The following is a 16,879-nucleotide window of genomic DNA, read 5'->3' as shown; positions in this document are numbered from 1 at the left end:
CTAGTTCTGCGGCACACCGCTGCCGGGCGGCGGTGGTGGCGGAGGCGGCGGCGGTGGAGGCGGCGGCGGCGGAGGTGGTGGTGGCGGCGGAGGAGGAGGCGGAGGCGGCAAGTCCTCCAGATCGACCGTGAGTCCGCCCGGCTCCGGGCGGCCGGGCGCTACCGGTGCGCCGCCGATCGTCTCGGTGGCGCTACCGCCCGTGATCCGTCCCGTCGCGCGGCCGGTCGGCACAGTGCGCAGCGACTCGTCGAGGATCTCGCGCGCGGTGCCGCCATACCGGGTGGGCGAGGTCACCTCGCAGTCGGGCCCGCCCACGAAAACGGCCTGGTTCGGGCGCGACAGCGTACGGCTGCCCATGCGGCTGGTCACCGTGATCTGGCCGCCCCGTCCCGGATTGCCCGCGGGGCCGCGCAGGGCCACGAAGAGCGCGAGATCCGGATCGGCGCATCCGCTCACGTCTAGACCGGCGGCGCGGGCCGCTTCGACGGCGCGCCGCCCCACGATCCCTTCGAGGAAGGTGCCGCGAATGCCGATGGTGGCCGCCGGCGTGGCGATCCGCGCGCCGGTCCCGCGCCGCGAAACCGCGCCGGAGACAAAGCGGAACGCCCCGCGCGTGACCTCGGCGGCGATCTCGCCCCGGCTTTGATCGGGGTCATAGACGAACCTGTCGATCAGAAGCGCGGCATTCTCGCCGACCGTGAAGGTCGACCGGTCCAGCAACAGGACCTGAAGGGTGCTGGCCGCACGGGTTTCCACCCTGTCGGCAAGCGCGATCCCCGCGCCGACGGTGGCGGGGCGGGGCGTGGGCTGGGCTGCCGGTGTCAGCACCACGCTGCCGCGCACGGCGCTTGAGGTGCCGATCTGCTGGGCGGCAGCCGGGGTCAGGGCAAAGGCGCTGGCTGAAGCGGCAAGTGCAAGGGCAAGTCGTTTCTTGTCGGTCATCTGCCTGATCCTCAGAACTCGAAGCCGCGTACGAGGCTCAGCTCGACGGAGGTGTTGTCGCCGTCGAATGCCGTGCCACGGCGTCTTTCATGCCGCACCCCGGCCTGCAACGACACGTCGCGCAGGCCGCCGATCGTCAACGGGCGGCTGTAGCCCACGAAGAAGTCGTCGATCTTCTCGCTGCGTCCGTTGTCGTAATCCCTGTCGATCAGGACGATCCGCCCGAAAAGCAGCCCGCTGCCCGGCAGCGCATAGGCCGCCTCAAGCGTGAGTTCGGGCGCATCGTAGCCCGCGCCGACGATATCCGCGTCAAGCGCCTCGTGCGCGATGGCGGCCCCGAGGGTCAGACCGGCGCTGGCCTTGTAGCGGACCCCGAAACTGGCCCTGACGGCCGACCCGTCGGAGTAGAGCGCGGTGTTGTCGTAGTCCCGTTCCAGCATTTCGATGCCGGCGGTGATCTCGGTCCGGCGGCTGAGCGCGTGGCGCAGCGCGATACCGCCGCCGTAATTGTTCTGCCGACCGCCATCGAAGGTCCGGTCGGAGTAGGCCGTCAGGTAGGGGACGAAGGTGATGTCGGCCTGCGGCAGTTCGAGGCCGAAGCGCAGGCCGCCGTAGAAACCGTCGAAGGCATCGGCCTCGGAATGGGCTTCTCCGCGCAGGTCGAATTCGGCGAAGGCCGCGCCGCCGCCGGTGCCCGCGATATCGTGCTGCAACCGGATGTCGATCCCGACAAAGGCGGTCACGTCGTCCTCGTTGGTGGCTGCTGCCCCGGCGCCCAGCGTCGGATCTGTGGCGTACCGCAGGCCGGTGCGCAGCGTGCCGCTGCCGCGAAAGGGTTTGGACCGCGCCCTGGACTTCGCGAGCAGATCGGCGGCATAGGCTGACTGCCCCGCACCCAGCCGGCCCTGGAGAAGGGCCAGTTCCCGTTCGGCGCCCTCGTAATCCCCGAGGTCGTACAACGTCCGGGCATAGAGCAGGCGGGCCTGGTCATCGTTGGGGTCGGTCAGCAGGAGGCGTTCGAGCGGCGCGAGCGCCGCCTGTGTCTGCCCGGCGGCAATCTGCGCGCGGGCATGGTCGAGATCTGATACCGCCTGAGCGGCGACGGATCCGGCGGCGATGGAAAAGGCCGCGGCAAGATAAAATATACGCATGGGACTCAACGAAATGGACGAATCGGTTGCATTATGACTCGTCCTGCGAGTGTCATTATGTAAAAAATGAATCTGGACTGAAATGAGGCATCCCGTGTCGCGGCGGCAACAACCCATTCACGGCAGGGTGCGCAGAAAAGCGGCGGCGAGCGGTGTGGTTGCCGGTTTTCTGGTCATCGGGTTGCTTCTTGCCGCGCCCGGCGTGGCCGAGCGGGCCCAGACACTGGTGGTCGACGCCTTCCAGCGCATGGCCCCGCGCGTTTCGGTGGACCCGCCCGTTGCCATCGTCGATATCGACGAAGGCGCCATCGCGCGCCTCGGGCAGTGGCCCTGGCCCCGCAGCGACATTGCCCTGATGGTCGAACGCCTGACCGATCTGGGGGCGGCGGCGATCGTGTTCGACATCGTCTTTGCGGAACCGGATCGCCTGTCTGCCGAGGCGGCAGCCCGGATCGTCCGGCAGGCCGGCGGGGCGGTCGAGCTTCCGGGCGGTGTCCGCGATGGCGACGCGCGGCTGGCTGAGGCCTTTGCGGCGGGCCCGGTCGTGGCCGGGGTGATCCTGACACCCGAAGCGCGCGGCCAGCCCCCGGCGGTCAAAGCGGGTTTCGCCGTCAGGGGGGCCGATCCCGCGGGCTTCCTACCCCGGCTGGGGGGGGCGGTTACCAATCTCGACGCGCTGAGCGACGCGGCTGCCGGTATCGGCAGTTTCAGCCTGCTGCCGGAACCGGACGGCGTGGTCCGCCGTGTGCCCCTCGTCTACGCGACCGAGGCCGGGCTGTTTCCGGCGCTGTCGGTGGAGGCCCTGCGCGTGGCGCAGGGGGCGGGGGCGCTGCAACTCCGGGTGAGCGAGGGCGAGGCCCGGCCGGGGGTCGAAGCATTGCGCGTGGGCCAGTTCGAAAGTGCGACGGGGCCAGACGGGCGGCTGTGGCTGCACTGGTCCGGGCTGCCGGGCATGCCCCGCCTTTCGGCGGCGGACCTGATCCTCGGCGACCCCGGCGCCATGGCATCGGACATCGCGGGGCGCATCGTGCTGGTGGGCACCTCTGCCGCCGGCCTGCGCGACCTTGTCGCGACGCCCATCGGGACCGTGGTGCCGGGAGTCGAAGCCCACGCCGAGGCGATCGACCAGATCGTGTCGGGCACCAGCCTCGTGCGGCCGGGCTGGGCGCCCGGCGCGGAAATCACGGGGGCCGTTCTGGCGGCAGCGGTTCTGGCGGCGGTGATCCCGCTGGTCGGCGCGGGCTGGGCGGCGCTTGTCTCGGGCGGGGCGGCGGTCGGCGCCTTGTGGCTCGCCTGGACGGGCTTCGAGCGGGGTCTGGTACTGGACCCGGTCGTGCCCTCGCTGGCCATTCTGGCTACCTTTCTCGCCGGTGCGACTGCGCTGGCGCTGCTGACCGAACGGGAGCGCCAGAGCGTGCGCCGCACCTTTTCGCTCTACCTCGCGCCCACCGTGGTCGAGAAGCTGGCCGACGACCCGTCGGCCGCGCGGCTCGACGGCGAAGCGCGCGAGATCACGATCCTGTTCTGCGATCTGCGCGGCTTTTCCGGCCTGTCCGAAGGCATGGACCCGGTGGCGCTGACGGCCCTTCTGAACGGTTTTCTCACCCCGATGACGGATATTCTGATGGCCCATGGCGCGACCATCGACAAGTTCATCGGGGACGCGATCATGGCGTTCTGGAATGCCCCGCTGCCGGTGGAGGAACACCGCCGCCGCGCGGCCGAGGCCGCCGTGGCGATGGGGCGCGCGCTGGATGCGCTCAACCGCGGGGCCGACCATCCGCCCCTGTCGATCGGGATCGGTCTGAACACGGGCACCTGTTGCGTGGGCAACCTCGGTTCCGCCCAGCGGTTCGCCTATTCCGCCATCGGCGATCCGGTGAACGTCGCATCGCGGATCGAGGCGCTGACGCGGTTCTACGGGGTCGAGACGCTGGCAGCGGCGGACACCGCGCGGGGGCAGGGGCTGGCCACGCTCGAAGTCGATCTCGTGCGGGTCAAGGGGCGCGAACAGCCGGTGGAACTGCACGCGGTGATCGGCGACGCCGACCTTGCGCGGACCTCTTCGTTTCAGGTCCTCGGGACTGCCCAGGAGGATTGGCTGCGTGCCTGGCGGGCGTGGGACGCGGCGGGTGCCCAATCGGCGCTCGCGCGCCTTGACGGGCTGCCGCCGGGGCTTCTGGCGCTGCAGCGCGCGCGGACGGCGCGAATGGCCGCCGCGCAACGGCCCGGCGACTGGTCAGGAGTCTACGACCCGGGTGAAAAATCGCCCACCGCGCCGGCCTGAGCCTCAGCAGGGCCCGCCCGGCCGCGTTGCTAGCGCAGGCGCGCCCGCCAGCCTCCGATCAGGGGCAGCACCACGATCGCCACTGCCAGCACGATGCAGATGGCCGAGATCGGCGAGGTGAGAAACACCGTCGCGTCCCCACGCGCCAGTTGCAACGACCGCTTGAGGTTTTCCTCCATGAGGGGGCCGAGGATGAAGCCCATCAGCAGGGGTGCCGCGGGAATCTGGGTCGCCCGCATGGCGCAGCCCAACAGCCCCGTCGCCAGGATCACCCAGACGTTGAAGGCGCTGAGCTCGATGCTGTAGATGCCCACGCAGATCAGGCAGATGATGCAGGGGAAAAGGAACCGGTAGGGCACGCTCACCAGTTTCACCCAAAGGCCGACCAGCGGGATGTTGAGGACCAGCAGGAACAGGTTGCCGACCCAGAAGCTCGCGATGAGGGTCCAGAAGAGATCTGCGTTCTCCGCCATCATGCGGGGTCCGGGCTGGATGCCCTGCACGATCAGGGCGCCAAGGATCAACGCCATGGTGGCGGTGCCGGGAATGCCGAGCGTCAGCGTCGGGATGAAAGCTGTCTGGGCCGCGGCGTTGTTGGCCGATTCCGGTGCGACCAGCCCCTCGATCGTCCCGGTTCCGAACTTTGCCGGATCGCGCGAGAGCTTCTTTTCCTGGCTGTAGGCCATGAAGGACGCGATGGTGGGTCCGGTACCCGGCAGCGCCCCCAGCAGGGCACCCAGCCCGGTGCCGCGCCAGAAGGGGCCGAAGCTGCGCCGCCATTCCGCCCGGCTTGGCATCATGTCGCGCATCCGCACCCGGCTTTGTGCCTTGTCTGAAATCGTCTTGGTCCGGGCGCAGACGATTTCCGCGAAACCGAAGAACCCCATCGCGAGGGCCACGAGGCTGATCCCCGAAATGAATTCCGGAAAGCCCAGCGTGAAGCGTTGCGTGCCGGTGCTGACGTCGGCCCCGATGGTGCCGAAGATCAGCCCCAGCAGGACTGCCAGGTAAGCCTTGAGCCGCGACCCGCTGGACACCGAGGCGGCGCCGAGAAGCCCCACCAGCATCACCGCGAAATATTCGACCGACCCGAAATTGAGCGCGAAACGCCCGATGATCGGCGAGAAGAGCATCATCAGGACGATGCCGACGGACCCGGCGAGGAATGACGCCAGCGCGGAGGCGAAAAGCGCCACGGCGGCGCGCCCCTGCCTTGCCATCTGGTGCCCGTCGAGCGTTGCCACGGTCGACGACGGCGTGCCGGGCACGTTGATCAGGATCGCCGAGATCGAACCGCCGTATTCCCCGCCGTAGTAGATGCCGGCCAGCATGATGATGGAGGCTTCCGCAGGTAGGTACAGGGTGACCGGCAGAAGCAGCGCGATCCCCAGCATCGCGCCAAGGCCGGGCAAGGCGCCGATGAAGGTGCCCATCGTGACGCCGGCGAAACAATAGAACAGGTTCTGAACGGTCAGGACCGCCATGAAGCCGGACTGAAGGCTCGACAGGGTGTCCATTAGAACCCCGACGGAAAGGCCGGGATGGACACGCCCAGAAGCCGGACGAAGATCAGCCAGATGCCGCCGCTCAGGCAGGTGGCGAGAACGAGCGTCTGGCCCAGACGTGCTTCGGCGTCGGCATAGGCGCCGATCAGGGTTGTGATGAACAGTGTCACGAGCAGCCCCAGCGGCTGCACCGCCAGCGCGAAGAAGACGAAGGCCGCCCCGATGAACAGCAGCCGCCGCAGCGGCACGCTCTGGCCGGCGTCATCTTCCGCGCGCAGGGCGCGCCACGCGATCACCAGACCGATCGCCGCCCCCGCGATCCCGGCGAAGAAGGGGAAGAAACCCGGGCCCATGCGTCGCAGCGATCCCAGCCCGTAGCTCCAGGATTCCCATGCGACCCATGCGCATCCGGCGGCGATGGCCAAACCGGTCAGCAGGGCCGCGGCATCCATCTGTTTCCTGTCTCGTGTCTCAGCCATGCGAAGGCTCCCGTTCGCGTCGTCCGTTGGTCATGGATGTGCCGGTTCCACCGAGGCGTCTGTCCGTGCGAGCGCGCCAAGGGCAGGGGCCGTGCCCGGAATGTCCAGCAGACGCACCGCGCCCCAGACACCGGCGGTCGAGCTCGCGACCACGGGGACGCTCAGTTCCGCTTCAAGGGCATCGCTCAGGTGTAGGGCGGGAAGACCGCCGCAGGATATGAAGACCGCATCCACGGGGCCATCGGCCATCTCGAACGCACGCAAGCCCAGTTCGGTCACATCGCCGGGTGTCGTGCGCTGAACGTCGGCCACGCCGACGATCCCCATGCCCGTCAACGCCGCGACTTCGAAACCGCTGGCCTCGAGAAACAGCCTCAGCTTTTCGTTGACCTCGTCGGAATACGCGGTGCCGACCGCGATCCGCTTCGCACCGAGCGCGTGCAGGGCATCGCGGACCGAGTTGCTCATCGTCGTAGCGGGCAATCCGGTTTCCTGCTGCATGATATCGACCAGTTCCGCGTTGAAGGATCCGCCGCGGAAAAAGCTGAGCGACGTTCCCATGAGCGACAGCGCCTGTGCGCCTTCCTGCCGTTGCAGGTCTCGCGCCAGTTCGCGCACACGTTCCACCGCCGTGGCGTAATTGTCCATCGCCATCCGGTTCAGCGCCAGTCCACGCGCGGCAAAACGCACACCTTCTGGGTAAAGCCCGTAGGCTTCGGGCGGCACGTCGCCCGCGGCGGGCGGCACGATCATTCCGATCACGGGGGTCACCATGACGTTTCCTTCGATCAGGAGAATGGGGTGCCGCCCCGCACCGGCGGGGCGGCGAAGGGGTTCAGTTGGCCAGCGCCGTGCCGGCAACCTCTGACCATGTCTCGATCACCTGCGGCAACTGGTCACCCAGTTCCTGCGCGGTCAGGTAGGTCGGCACAAGGCCGCGGGACGACAGGTCGGCGCGCAGTTGCTCGTCCTGCATGCTGGCCTCGATCGCGGTGCCCAGTTTGTCGAGAACGGCCTGAGGTGTTTCCGCGGGGGCCATGATGAACTGGCGCGGCGCCGCATCGAAGCCGTCCGCGACCGAACTGATGGTGTCGATGTCCTCGAAGCCCGGTACGGGGTCCAGCGTGGTGACACCCAGCACCTTGAGGTTCCCGCCCTCCGCCTGCGCGGACGCGGCGTTCAGGCTGGTGATGCCAAAGGCGACCTCGCCCGAGATCACGGCCTTGACGGAAGGGGCACCGCCCTGGAAATGCACGACTTCCATCTCGATGCCCGCGTCGTTCTTGAGCTTTTCGCCCGCAAGGTGCTGCAGCGTGCCGACGCCCGAGGAGGCGTAGAAATACTCGTCCGGCTTGGATTTCAGCAAGTCCACGAATTCCTGCATGTTGCTGGCAGGCACATCGTTGTTCGCCACCAGCGCCAGCGGGGCGACGGCCAGTTGCGCGACCGGAACAAAGCTGCCCAGCGGGTCATACGCCACGTCACCGATGACGGCGGGCGCGATCATCGCGGCGGTTTCGCCAAGGTACAGGGTGTAGCCGTCGGCATTGGCGGTCGCGACGTATCCCGGCGCGATGGTCCCGCCGGCGCCGGGGCGGTTCTCCACCACGACCTGCTGGCCCAGTTCCTCGCCCAGGCGTTCGGCGACCAGCCGGCCCAGCGTGTCCATGCCGCCGCCGGCGCTGAAGCCGACCACCATCGTCACGGGCTTGTTTGGATAATCGTCCTGCGCCAGGGCGCCGCCCGTCTGCAGCGATACGGCGGCAACCGCCGCGATCAACGTTCTTAACATTCTTTTTCCTCCCAGAAAATGATCTCCCACCTAATACTCTCAGTTAAGAAGGTTTCCTTGTCAACTGTTCGCTGGGAATCTAACATGACGGGAAGACAACGCACCGCGCGGCGGCGCAAAGACCCTAAAGTGAGAGACAGATGAACACAGAAATCGCCAAGGTCACGGCCTATCCGATCAACATTCCGGTGGACTTCACCATCGCCGGCGCGCGCGCGCAGACCGGTCTTTCCTGTGTCGTGGTCGAGATCGAGACGGTCGATGGCGTGGTCGGCCATGGCTTTACCGCGATCACCGAAGAAGAGGTCGTCGCCGAGGCGGTCAACGCGATCGCGGCGCCCGCGCTCAAGGGTCTGAACGCCCTCGACCGCGAGCGAATCGCCGAGGAACTCTACTGGCTGATGACGCCGCGCGGGCAGACCGGCTACGCCAGCCACGCGGTCTCGTGCATCGACCTCGCGCTTTGGGATATTCTCGGCAAGGTGGCCAATCTGCCCTGCTGGGCGCTGCTGGGCGGGGCCCGGCGCGAGGTGCCGCTCTATGTCACCTTCGGCTTCGGCGCCTTCGACCGCGACCAGTTGGGTGACGTGGCGCGGCACCTGAAGGCGGAGGGGACCACCCGTTTCAAGATGGTTGTCGGCCACCACGGGCTGCACAAGCGGATCAAGGGACAGGATCTGCGCGCGATCCTGCGGGAAGATATCGAACGCGTCCGCACTGTCCGCGACGCCATCGGCGAGGAGGGGGAGCTGTACATCGACGCCAATTGCAGCCTCGATCCGTCGTCCGCCCGCTGGCTTGCGGAACGGATCGCGGACTGCAAGATCGCCTTCTTCGAGGAGCCGGTGCGCGACAACGATCCCGCGCAGATGGCCGAACTGCGCCGCACCACCGGCCTGCGCATCGCCGCTGGCCAGAACGAAGGTCAGCTCTTCCGATTCCAGTCGCTGCTGGACGCGGGCGCGGTGGACGTGTTGCAGCCCAACGCGGTCATCTGCGGCGGTCTGACGGCGGCGGCAAAGGTGGCTGCCCTGGCCGAGACGCGCAACGTCACGCTCGCCAACGGCGGCGCTTTTCCTTATCATAACATGCACCTGCACGCGGGCATGGCGCACGGTGGGCTGGTGGAGTGGCACCTGGTGGCCGTCGAGATGTGCAAGGCCATCTTCACCAACCTGCCCGAAGCCGACGGCGAGACGCTCAGGGTACCCGACCGTCCCGGTCTCGGATTCGACCTCGACCTCGCGGCGGTCAAGGAACTGGCAAAGCGACCCTTGTCCGGGGGCACCGGCAAGGCATGATCGGAAGGAAACCGGCACGGTGAAGGATCAGCAGGCGGACAGCGACGGCCCGAACGGGCGCGAGATCAAGCTCGGCGTGCTGAACGACTTCGTCGGCATGTACCTGCGTGCGGCCTACGAAGCCGCCTTCACGGATTTTGCCGACCGGCTGGGAGAAGACCGCCTGCGGCCCGGCTACTTCACGATCCTTACCCTGATCGTGAACAACCCCGGCATCAGCCAGACGGAGATCGGCCGCACCGCGCGGCGCGACAAGTCCAGCGTGGCAAAGGCCCTGCGCTGGATGGAGGACAACGGCCTCGTGACCCGCCTGCGGCCAAATCACGACAGGCGCACGCACCTGAGCGAAGCGACCGAAGAAGGTTACGCGCTGCAACGCCGGATGGAGGCGCGTGGCCGCGAACATCTCGCGGCGCTCAATGCCACCATCGGGTCCGACCGCCGGGAGGCCTTCATCGAGACGCTGAGGGAGATCGTCGAGCGGTTGCCCGAGGCCGGATCCTCCGATTGAGCCGACACCCGGCGTGGCGGCGGTGACCTAGAACATGCCCATGCTCAGTCCGGCACCCATCGCCGCGCCGATTTCCCGGCACTTCGCAAGGTCGTCCTCCGGTATGGTCTTGTCGGCAAGGATCTCCTCCGGACCCTGGGCGTGCGTACAGACGATCAATGCTTCCTGCACCTGCTTCAGCCGCCAGCCCTGTGCGATCCGCGCGGTCTGGCGCACCGCGTTCGCGCCGTCCGATCCGGCGCAGACCATTTGCGCATAGGGCCTTCCTTCGATCCGGCCCAGCACCGGGTAGTAGCTGCGGTCGAAGAAATCCTTCATCACGCCCGCGATGGCGGCGAGGTTCTCGGGCGCGCAGAAGATGTAGCCATCGGCCGACAGAAGGTCGTCCGGACCCGCATCGGCAGCTAGCAGCAGCGTTGTCTCGATCTCCTCGCGGGCCGCATCGGCCGCCGCTTCCGCCATCTGGCGGCTGCCGCCGGTCTTGGAATGATAGACGACAAGCAGGCTCGGCATGGAATTCCTTTCCTAATCGGGGACCGCGCCCCGAGGCTGGTATGCCACCGGGCCGGGTGCAACCTGAAAAATCGGCGCGATGCCGGGGCGCGATGCCTGTATTTTGGGCAAATGCCCCGAAGTGGGCACGAATTGGGCGGCCGTGACCGCGGCCGCAAGCATCGGGGATTGTCCGACACCGGCCTTGACCTATCGTATTCTCATGACGAAACAGGTTTCTGCCTTTGACGAAATGCAATCAGGCGCGGGTGCCCGGGCCCCGTACGACTACTATCACGCCTGGTTCGCGGCACAGGACAACCAGCGGCTGGCACAGAAGGCCGCGGAGGCCGAAGCCTTCTTCCGGCGCACCGGCATCACGTTCAACGTTTATGGGCAGGCCGATGCCGAAGAACGGCTGATCCCCTTCGACCTGATCCCCCGTATCCTCTCCAGCCGGGAGTGGACACGGCTCGCACGCGGCATCGAACAGCGTGTTGCCGCGCTCAATGCCTTCCTGCACGACATCTACAACCGGCAGGAAATCCTGCGCGCCGGCATCATCCCCACCGAACTCATCGCTAGGAACGACGCCTTCCTGCCGCAGATGATGGACTTCACGCCGCCGGGCGGGGTCTACACGCACATCGTGGGCACGGACGTCGTCCGCACCGGGGAGGACGACTTCTTCGTGCTGGAGGACAACGCGCGGACCCCCTCGGGTGTCAGCTACATGCTCGAGAATCGCGAAACCATGCTGCAGATGTTTCCCGAACTCTTCAGCACGATCCGGGTGCAGCCGGTCAGCGATTACCCCAAGAACCTGCGCCGCGCGCTGGAGGCATCGGCGCCCGCGTCCTGCGTCGGGCGTCCGAGGGTGGCGGTGCTGACACCGGGCATCTTCAATTCCGCCTACTACGAACACAGCTTCCTCGCCGACCAGATGGGTGTCGAACTGGTGGAGGGACACGACCTGCGCGTGGTCGATGGGCATATCGCCATGCGCACGACCCAGGGCTACAAGGTGATCGACGTTCTGTATCGCCGTGTGGACGATGACTTTCTCGACCCGCTCACCTTCAATCCCAGTTCCATGCTGGGGGTGCCCGGGATCATGGACGTCTACCGCGCGGGAAACATCACCATCGCCAATGCGCCCGGCACAGGCGTCGCCGACGACAAGGCGATCTACAGCTACATGCCCGATATCGTCGAATTCTATACCGGAGAGCGGGCGATCCTGAAGAACGTCGAAACCCACCGCTGCTCCGAACCCGACAGCCTGAAATTCGTGCTCGACAACCTCGCCGACCTGGTGGTCAAGGAAGTACACGGGTCGGGCGGCTACGGGATGCTGGTGGGGCCCGCCGCCACCAAGGCCGAAATCGCGGATTTCGCCGAGAAACTCCGTGCCCGGCCCAACAATTACATCGCGCAGCCGACACTTGCGCTTTCGACGGTGCCGATCTTCACCGAAAGCGGTCTGGCCCCGCGCCATGTGGATCTGCGCCCCTTTGCGCTGGTCTCGCCCAAGGGGATCGACATCACGCCGGGCGGGCTGACCCGTGTCGCGCTGCAACCGGGGTCTCTGGTCGTGAACTCCAGCCAGGGCGGCGGGACCAAGGACACCTGGGTTCTGGACGACTGATATGCTGGGAAAGACCGCAGGCGGATTGTACTGGATGTTTCGCTACCTTGAACGGGCGGAAAACATCGCACGGCTGATCGAGGCGGGCTTCCGGATCGCGCTGACCCGCTCCAGCGATGCGGAGGCGGAATGGAAGTCGGTCATCGTCACCTCCGCGGTGCAGGGCACGTACGAAGCCGTGCACGACGGCTACGACAGTTCCCGGGTCATCAACTTCCTGCTGCGCGAACCGCAGAATCCCAGTTCCGTGCTGTCCGTCATCAAGGCCGCGCGCGACAATGCCCGGCTGACCCGTACCGCGCTGACGACAGAGGTCTGGTACGCGGTCAATGACACCTGGATGATGTTCTCCGACCTGTTGAAGGAACCGGTGCCGGAAACCGAAGTGCCCGGCGTGCTGGCGGTGATACGACAACAGGCCGCGCTTGTACGGGGCGCTTTGCACGGCACCATGCTGCGCAACGACATCTACGATTTCTGCAGCCTCGGCATCGCCGTCGAACGGATGGACAACACCGCCCGGATCATCGACGTGAAATACTATTCGCTGCTGCCGTCGCCGTCCTTCGTCGGCAGCAGGATGGACAACGTCCAGTGGGAGACCGTGCTGCGGTCGGTGTCGGCGCACCGGTCTTTCCGCTGGGCCGTGGAGGACGATTTCACCGCGCCCGCCATCGCGAATTTCCTGATCCTCGATCCGCGAATGCCCCGGTCGCTGCACTTCTGTGCCAGCCAGATCGCCGCCAACCTGTCGCTGTTGTCCGAAGAGTATCGCAGCACCAAGCCCTCCAACGACATGGCGGAGCAGATGCTGGCGCGGCTCAAGGGGAGGGACATCGGCGCGATCTTCGAAGAGGGGCTTCACCAGTTCGTCAACGGGCTGATCGTGGATACCGGACGGCTCGCCCAGCAGATCGAGCAGGATTACAGGTTCACCGGATAGATGCAGCTTCACGTCAGCCACACCACCCAGTATCGCTACAGTGCGCCGGTCGGCTACGCGCTGCAGAAGGCACGCCTGCGCCCGCTCACCTCGTCCATGCAGAACGTGGTCGACTGGACCATCGTGGTCAGCGGCGGCAAGATCGAGAACCAGTACACCGATCATTACGGGAACCACGTGGATCTTGTCAGCCTCGATCCGGGCGGCAGCGATTTGTCGATCAGGGCCACCGGGACGGTCGAGACGCTGAGCGCCGACGGCATCGTGGGTCAGGTCTATACCCGCGCGCCACTCTGGCATTTTCGCGAGGCCACCGCGCCGACGGCGCCCGGGCCCGCGATCCGCGATATCGCCGCGAAGTTCCTGGGGCAGGAGGACCAGCTTGCGGCGCTGCACGGGCTGTCCGCCGCCATTCTGGAACGCGTTCCCTACGTGCTGGGGGCGACGCACAGCCACACCTCGGCAGAGCAGGCGCTGACCGGCGGCGGGGGCGGCGTTTGCCAGGACCACGCGCAGATCTTCATCTCGGCGGCGCGGGTGGCGGGCATCCCCGCGCGCTACGTCAGCGGTTACCTGATGATGAACGACCGCGTGGACCAGGTCGCGACCCATGCCTGGGCCGAAGCGCACGTGGACGGGCTGGGGTGGGTCGGCTTCGACATCTCTAACGGGTATTCGCCGGACGAACGCTATGTCCGCATCGCCATCGGGCGGGACGCGCGCGATGCTTCGCCGATCGAAGGCCTGCGGATGGGCAGCGCCGAGGAAGAACTGATTGTATCTTTGCAGGTGCAGCAGTAATCCTGCGTCGCACACCATTTTCGGAAAATCGGATGACATACTGCATCGGGATGAGGATCGACAGGGGGCTGGTCTTCATGTCGGACACCCGCACCAGCGCGGGCGTGGACAATTTCGCGACCAGCAAGAAGATGTTCACCTGGTGCACGCCCGGCGAACGGGTCGTCACCATCATGACGGCGGGGAACCTCGCGACGACGCAGGCGATGATCAGCCTGCTGGAGGAGCGGTCCAAGTCGCAGGAGGAACGTGATCCCAGCATCCTGCGTCAGAGCACGATGTTCCAGGTCGCGCGCCTCGTGGGATCCACCCTCAAGGAGGTGATCGCCGACAGTTCGCCCAACGGCCAGACCTCGGACGACCAGTTCTCGGCGTCTGTCATCGTCGGGGGCCAGATCGGCGAGGGGCGTCCGACCGTCTATCTGGTCTATCCGCAGGGCAACTTCATCGAAATCACCGACGACACGCCGTTTTTCCAGATCGGCGAGACCAAGTACGGCAAGCCCATCCTCGTGCGGACCTACGACAAGGAAATGAGCTTCGAGGAAGCGATCAAGCTGCTGCTCGTGTCGTTCGACTCCACGGTGAAGTCGAACCTGTCCGTGGGCCTGCCGTTCGACCTGATGGTCTACGAGACCGACTCCTTCGACACCTCCCGACAAAAGCGGATCGAACAGGATGACCCGGTCTACCAGTCCATTTCCACGGGCTGGGGCGATGCGCTGCGCGACGCCTTCCAGCTGCTTCCCAGCTATTCCGTCTGAGCCGACCGTGAGGTCCGGCCCAGCCGGAGGTCTTCGCGGGCGAGGGCGGCGTCACGCTCCGACGGTGGACCGAAACCGCCGCCGCCGGGGGTCCTGACGCGCACGCGGTCGCCGGCCTGCAGGGGGATGTCCTGTTCCTTCGACAGGTGTTCGGGCGTGTACTTCACCCCGCCGCGCCAGACTTCGACCTCGTTCACCGCGCCGTCTTCGCCGCCAAGGGCCCCCGGCGGGCCGAACCGGCCGTGATCCATGACGAAACTGGCGCGCGCCGTGCCGCGGCGCAATTCCAGCTCGTAATCCAGCCCGAGCCCGCCGCGGTGACGCCCGGCGCCGCCCGACCCCTCCCGCAGCGCGTAGCGATGGTAGAGCACCGGAAAGTTCTGTTCCATGATCTCGACCGGCGGGGCCTTGGAAATGCCGATGGTCGAACAGCCGTTGGCGATTCCGTCGTGATCCGCGTTGCCGCCGTAGCCGCCGCCCGAGAGTTGATACATGACGAAGTCGCGCCCGGTCAGCGGGTCGTGACCCCCCAGCGCGAAGTTGCCGCTGGTGCCTGCCGGGGCGGCGGTGACGCGGTGCGGCAGCGCCTCCACCAGCGCACCGAACACCGCTTCGGCGATGCGCTGGCTGACTTCCGCCGCGCAGCCCGACACCGGGCGGGGGTACTGCGCATCGAGGAACGTGCCGACGGGGCGGATGACCTCCAGCGGCGCGAAGGCGCCGGCGCTGATCGGCACCTGCGGAAAGATATGCCGCATCGCGAGGTAGACCGAGGACAGCGTCGTCGCGAGGACCGAATTCATCGGCCCCGCGCAGGGCGGGCTGCTGCCTGCGAAGTCAAAGGTCATGTGCCCCGGTGTCTTGGTGATCTTCAGCCGGATCGCAAGCGGCGCGTTCACGACCCCGTCGCTGTCGATCCATGCGGTCGACGAATAGGTCCCGTCCGCGACCTCGTCGATCAGGCTGCGCATCTGCGCCTCTGCCCGGGTGCGCAGTTCGGCGATCGCCTCGCGGACCACGTCGTCGCCGTACCGGTCCAGAAGCGCGTTCAGCCGGTCTTCGCCCACCATCAGGGCGGCGGCCTGCGCCTTGACGTCGCCGATCCGCTGGTCGGCCACCCGGATGTTCGAACAGATGATCGCATAAATCTCCGGGTCCAGCTTGCCCTGCTTGAACAGCCGCACGGGCGGCAGGCGCAGCCCTTCCTGCTCGACCGATGTAGCGGAGGCGGAAAACCCGCCGGGCACCGCACCGCCGGTATCCGGCCAGTGGCCGGTATTGCTGAGCCAGCAGAAGATTTCGCCTTTGCGGTAGAAGGGCCGGGCAAAACGGACATCCATCAGGTGCGTTCCGCCCAGGTAGGGGTCGTTGACGATGTAGATGTCGTCGGGCTGCGGGGCAGGCGCCGTGCCCGCCGCGATCATCTCGATCAGGGTCCGGGTGGAATACTGCATCGTGCCCACGAAAACCGGCAGCCCGCCGGCGCCCTGCGCGATCAGCGCGCCATCTTCGGCGGCATAGATCCCGTCGGACCGGTCGTTCGCCTCGGCGATCACCGGGGAAAAGGCGGCGCGGGAAAAACTCAGGTCCATCTCGTCACAGACCTGTTGCAGGCCCGCCTGTATGACCGACAGGGTGATCGGGTCGATGGTGCCGGTCATTGAGCTTCTCCGATCAGGATCGTCAGGTTGCCGTCCACGCCGCCGACCACCCGGTCGCCGGGGGGGATCAGGGTGGTGCAGTCCAGCTGCTCGATGATGGCTGGCCCGTCGAGCGTCACGTCCGCCGGAAGATGATCGCGCCAGAAGACGGGGGTATCAACCGCGGCACCATCGAAGCGCACGCTGCGCCGGCCCGTGGCCTCGGCGGTCGCTCTGCGACCGGCGTCGTCGATCAGCAGCCCGAGGTCGACCGGCGGACAGACCCCGATCACCGAGCAGTTCGCGTTGACGATTCTCGCGCGGATCTCCGGCAGATCCACCTTGAACCGCTGCCAGTAGACCGCGTTGAAGCGTTCCCGCACGGTTTCCACGGAAGGGGTCGCGTCCTCCAGCGGGACACGGACCACGTGACTTTGCCCGAGAAACTGCATGTCGAGGCTGAAGTGATGCGCGACTTTCGTGACGGTGACGTTCTCCCGCGCCAGCGCGGCCTCGCCCTTGGCCAACTGGTCTGCAAACACCGCGTGCAGCGCGCCCGCGTCCAGATCATCCAGCGGCTGGTTCAGGGTCTGCACGAAGTCGTGGCGCAGGTCGGCCACCGC

16 protein-coding genes are annotated in these 16,879 nt (G+C 66.9%); 7 read left to right on the top strand and 9 right to left on the bottom strand.

All coding sequences use genetic code 11. The annotated features are described in order from the left end of the window. Window positions 1–942: a FecR family protein gene (locus BOO69_RS09035; protein WP_071971866.1), complete on the bottom strand. Its 942-nt coding sequence runs from the start codon at window positions 940–942 to the stop codon at window positions 1–3. An 11-nt stretch (window positions 943–953) separates the two neighbouring features. Continuing rightward, window positions 954–2,093, bottom strand: a complete 1,140-nt coding sequence (locus BOO69_RS09030; RefSeq protein WP_071971865.1) for a tetratricopeptide repeat protein — start codon at window positions 2,091–2,093, stop codon at window positions 954–956. 127 nt (window positions 2,094–2,220) lie between these two features. Here BOO69_RS09030 and BOO69_RS09025 point away from each other — a divergent pair, with 127 nt between their 5' ends. Further along, a complete protein-coding gene (locus tag BOO69_RS09025; RefSeq protein ID WP_216637013.1) occupies window positions 2,221–4,380 on the top strand; it encodes a CHASE2 domain-containing protein in 2,160 nt (719 codons plus the stop codon). 29 nt (window positions 4,381–4,409) lie between these two features. Here BOO69_RS09025 and BOO69_RS09020 read toward each other — a convergent pair whose 3' ends face one another. The 4 genes from BOO69_RS09020 to BOO69_RS09005 form a co-directional block, all read right to left on the bottom strand. Continuing rightward, on the bottom strand, window positions 4,410–5,897 hold the full coding sequence (locus tag BOO69_RS09020) for a tripartite tricarboxylate transporter permease (RefSeq protein ID WP_071971863.1): 1,488 nt from the start codon (window positions 5,895–5,897) through the stop codon (window positions 4,410–4,412). Then, window positions 5,897–6,364: a tripartite tricarboxylate transporter TctB family protein gene (locus BOO69_RS09015; RefSeq protein WP_083545483.1), complete on the bottom strand. Its 468-nt coding sequence runs from the start codon at window positions 6,362–6,364 to the stop codon at window positions 5,897–5,899. Before BOO69_RS09015 ends, BOO69_RS09020 begins: the two co-directional genes overlap by 1 nt. A gap of 30 nt (window positions 6,365–6,394) precedes the next feature. Next, the gene (locus BOO69_RS09010) at window positions 6,395–7,138 is read right to left on the bottom strand and encodes an arylmalonate decarboxylase (RefSeq protein ID WP_071971861.1); all 744 of its coding nucleotides are present in this window, start codon (window positions 7,136–7,138) and stop codon (window positions 6,395–6,397) included. Window positions 7,139–7,199: 61 nt separating this feature from the next. Further along, window positions 7,200–8,156, bottom strand: a complete 957-nt coding sequence (locus BOO69_RS09005) for a Bug family tripartite tricarboxylate transporter substrate binding protein (protein ID WP_071971860.1) — start codon at window positions 8,154–8,156, stop codon at window positions 7,200–7,202. Window positions 8,157–8,296: 140 nt separating this feature from the next. On the opposite strand from BOO69_RS09005, the gene BOO69_RS09000 reads away from it, so the two are divergent. Beyond that, window positions 8,297–9,457, top strand: a complete 1,161-nt coding sequence (locus tag BOO69_RS09000; protein WP_071971859.1) for a mandelate racemase/muconate lactonizing enzyme family protein — start codon at window positions 8,297–8,299, stop codon at window positions 9,455–9,457. 19 nt (window positions 9,458–9,476) lie between these two features. Beyond that, window positions 9,477–9,968 (top strand): MarR family winged helix-turn-helix transcriptional regulator, encoded by a 492-nt coding sequence (locus BOO69_RS08995; protein WP_071971858.1) that lies wholly within the window; start codon window positions 9,477–9,479, stop codon window positions 9,966–9,968. A gap of 27 nt (window positions 9,969–9,995) precedes the next feature. Here the strand turns inward: BOO69_RS08995 and BOO69_RS08990 are convergent, their stop codons facing one another. Further along, entirely contained in the window at window positions 9,996–10,481 is a 486-nt protein-coding gene (locus BOO69_RS08990) for a flavodoxin family protein (protein WP_071971857.1), read from the bottom strand. 202 nt (window positions 10,482–10,683) lie between these two features. Here BOO69_RS08990 and BOO69_RS08985 point away from each other — a divergent pair, with 202 nt between their 5' ends. The 4 genes from BOO69_RS08985 to BOO69_RS08970 are packed head-to-tail and all read left to right on the top strand — an operon-like array spanning window position 10,684 to window position 14,616. After that, window positions 10,684–12,108, top strand: a complete 1,425-nt coding sequence (locus tag BOO69_RS08985; RefSeq protein ID WP_071973738.1) for a circularly permuted type 2 ATP-grasp protein — start codon at window positions 10,684–10,686, stop codon at window positions 12,106–12,108. Between the two features lies 1 nt (window position 12,109). Beyond that, window positions 12,110–13,051, top strand: a complete 942-nt coding sequence (locus tag BOO69_RS08980; protein ID WP_071971856.1) for an alpha-E domain-containing protein — start codon at window positions 12,110–12,112, stop codon at window positions 13,049–13,051. Continuing rightward, window positions 13,052–13,852: a transglutaminase family protein gene (locus BOO69_RS08975; RefSeq protein WP_071971855.1), complete on the top strand. Its 801-nt coding sequence runs from the start codon at window positions 13,052–13,054 to the stop codon at window positions 13,850–13,852. A gap of 32 nt (window positions 13,853–13,884) precedes the next feature. Beyond that, window positions 13,885–14,616, top strand: a complete 732-nt coding sequence (locus tag BOO69_RS08970) for a proteasome-type protease (protein WP_071971854.1) — start codon at window positions 13,885–13,887, stop codon at window positions 14,614–14,616. Here the strand turns inward: BOO69_RS08970 and BOO69_RS08965 are convergent. Both BOO69_RS08965 and BOO69_RS23410 read right to left on the bottom strand, forming a co-directional pair. Further along, the gene (locus tag BOO69_RS08965) at window positions 14,604–16,277 is read right to left on the bottom strand and encodes a hydantoinase B/oxoprolinase family protein (protein ID WP_071971853.1); all 1,674 of its coding nucleotides are present in this window, start codon (window positions 16,275–16,277) and stop codon (window positions 14,604–14,606) included. The genes BOO69_RS08970 and BOO69_RS08965 overlap by 13 nt on opposite strands. Further along, window positions 16,274–16,876, bottom strand: coding sequence for a hydantoinase/oxoprolinase family protein (locus tag BOO69_RS23410; RefSeq protein ID WP_237267607.1), 603 nt, complete (start codon window positions 16,874–16,876; stop codon window positions 16,274–16,276). The genes BOO69_RS08965 and BOO69_RS23410 overlap by 4 nt, the downstream gene beginning before the upstream one ends. Window positions 16,877–16,879: the final 3 nt, after the last annotated feature.

The organism is Sulfitobacter alexandrii (genome assembly GCF_001886735.1).
GTDB lineage: Bacteria > Pseudomonadota > Alphaproteobacteria > Rhodobacterales > Rhodobacteraceae > Sulfitobacter > Sulfitobacter alexandrii.
Note: the sequence above shows the minus strand (reverse complement) of the source record. Positions and strands in the feature narration are given on the sequence as shown.

What these genes read in the sequence shown, in the direction of transcription:
- BOO69_RS09035 (WP_071971866.1), bottom strand. Translation starts at nt 942, where the DNA reads ATGACCGACAAGAAACGACTTGCCCTTGCACTTGCCGCTTCAGCCAGC.
- BOO69_RS09030 (WP_071971865.1), bottom strand. Translation starts at nt 2,093, where the DNA reads ATGCGTATATTTTATCTTGCCGCGGCCTTTTCCATCGCCGCCGGATCC.
- BOO69_RS09020 (WP_071971863.1), bottom strand. Translation starts at nt 5,897, where the DNA reads ATGGACACCCTGTCGAGCCTTCAGTCCGGCTTCATGGCGGTCCTGACC.
- BOO69_RS09015 (WP_083545483.1), bottom strand. Translation starts at nt 6,364, where the DNA reads ATGGCTGAGACACGAGACAGGAAACAGATGGATGCCGCGGCCCTGCTG.
- BOO69_RS09010 (WP_071971861.1), bottom strand. Translation starts at nt 7,138, where the DNA reads ATGGTGACCCCCGTGATCGGAATGATCGTGCCGCCCGCCGCGGGCGAC.
- BOO69_RS09005 (WP_071971860.1), bottom strand. Translation starts at nt 8,156, where the DNA reads ATGTTAAGAACGTTGATCGCGGCGGTTGCCGCCGTATCGCTGCAGACG.
- BOO69_RS09000 (WP_071971859.1), top strand. Translation starts at nt 8,297, where the DNA reads ATGAACACAGAAATCGCCAAGGTCACGGCCTATCCGATCAACATTCCG.
- BOO69_RS08990 (WP_071971857.1), bottom strand. Translation starts at nt 10,481, where the DNA reads ATGCCGAGCCTGCTTGTCGTCTATCATTCCAAGACCGGCGGCAGCCGC.
- BOO69_RS08985 (WP_071973738.1), top strand. Translation starts at nt 10,684, where the DNA reads ATGACGAAACAGGTTTCTGCCTTTGACGAAATGCAATCAGGCGCGGGT.
- BOO69_RS08980 (WP_071971856.1), top strand. Translation starts at nt 12,110, where the DNA reads ATGCTGGGAAAGACCGCAGGCGGATTGTACTGGATGTTTCGCTACCTT.
- BOO69_RS08975 (WP_071971855.1), top strand. Translation starts at nt 13,052, where the DNA reads ATGCAGCTTCACGTCAGCCACACCACCCAGTATCGCTACAGTGCGCCG.
- BOO69_RS08970 (WP_071971854.1), top strand. Translation starts at nt 13,885, where the DNA reads ATGACATACTGCATCGGGATGAGGATCGACAGGGGGCTGGTCTTCATG.
- BOO69_RS08965 (WP_071971853.1), bottom strand. Translation starts at nt 16,277, where the DNA reads ATGACCGGCACCATCGACCCGATCACCCTGTCGGTCATACAGGCGGGC.